The sequence below is a fragment of the Micromonospora sp. NPDC047620 genome (assembly GCF_043205005.1).
In the GTDB taxonomy this organism is placed as follows: domain Bacteria; phylum Actinomycetota; class Actinomycetes; order Mycobacteriales; family Micromonosporaceae; genus Micromonospora.
This window is the reverse complement of sequence record NZ_JBIDDG010000203.1, coordinates 1-1,035: the sequence shown is the minus strand read 5'-3', so window position 1 is coordinate 1,035 and position 1,035 is coordinate 1. Positions and strand designations below refer to the sequence as shown.

Sequence of the window (1,035 nt, the reverse complement as noted above, 5' to 3'; positions counted from 1 at the left end):
ACGGTGTCGTGGACACCGCTGACGAGTTCGACCGTATTCTTCAGCAGTTCCTTGGTGACATGCGGCGGGCCGTTGGGCGCCCGCAGATCACCGACCTGATCGAAGACCGCGGCGGCCGTATTGGAGAGATTGCGCGTCTGCTTGTCGACGAGCGCGATCTCCCATTCGACGCCCAGCGTCGGGCGGGGCGAGCCGTTCCAGGGAACCGTTCGAGAGCCAGCCCCACCCATGACGAATCCGCTCTTACCCGATGACGCCGCAGGCGACCCGGCCGCCCGCGTCGCCGGTTGCCAGAGTCTCGGCATCGGGTCCGGGCGCGCCACCGTTGGCCTGCAGGTAGCGGTTCGGGATGTTGCCGAAGTTGTCGGCGCCGGCGTGGATCATCAGCGCCTTGCCCTTGACCTGGTCCAGCGTCACGGAGTCGGTGGTGGTCACCAGCTTCGCGGTGCCGTCCTTGCCGACCTCGAGCGAGGTCAGATCGCCGCTGGAGGGATGGGCGTTCGACTCGCCCACCTGGAGGTGGCCACCGGCGGAGAGGAAGTTGCCCGGCGCGCCGCCGGACGGGGCGGTGGAGTTCGGCTCGCACTTGCCGTTCTGGTGGATGTGCAGGCCGTGGAAGCCCGGCTGCAGGCCGTGCGCGTCGACGGTGATCTGCAGCTTGTCGCCGGACTTGGCGATGGTGGCGGTGCCGACCTGCGCGCCGGAGGGGTCCTTCAACTGCACCGAGACCGAATCGCCGGAGGGCGGGTTCTGCTCGGCGCCGGTGCCGGAGTTCTCCGCCGGACCGGCGCTACCGGTCCATACCGGCGGGGTGGTCCCCTTGACGTCGCTCGACTCCTGGCTGTTGCTGCACGCGACCAGGCCGAAAGCCGCGATCGCCAGCATCGGGGTCACAGTCCGCCAGGAGGGGCGACGGGTTGCGGAGGGGGCCATCGGAGAACTCCTTTACGAGTACCGAGTTTACGAGTAGTGCTGGTTGAACAGATTCCTTACCGGACAAGATCTTGCCAGAGCCGTTATGCACCGCACTGGTGG

Annotated in this window: 2 protein-coding genes; both read right to left on the bottom strand. The window is 67.6% G+C overall.

Going from position 1 to position 1,035, the window contains the following annotated elements; all coding sequences use genetic code 11:
• Positions 1 to 230, bottom strand: a 230-nt coding sequence (locus ACGF5C_RS35275) for a glutamate-cysteine ligase family protein (RefSeq protein WP_393308822.1), incomplete at its 3' end; no start/stop codon positions are given.
• Between the two features lie 13 nt (positions 231 to 243).
• A complete protein-coding gene (sodC, locus tag ACGF5C_RS35270; protein ID WP_030516585.1) occupies positions 244 to 933 on the bottom strand; it encodes a superoxide dismutase[Cu-Zn] in 690 nt (229 codons plus the stop codon).
• Positions 934 to 1,035 lie beyond the last annotated feature (102 nt).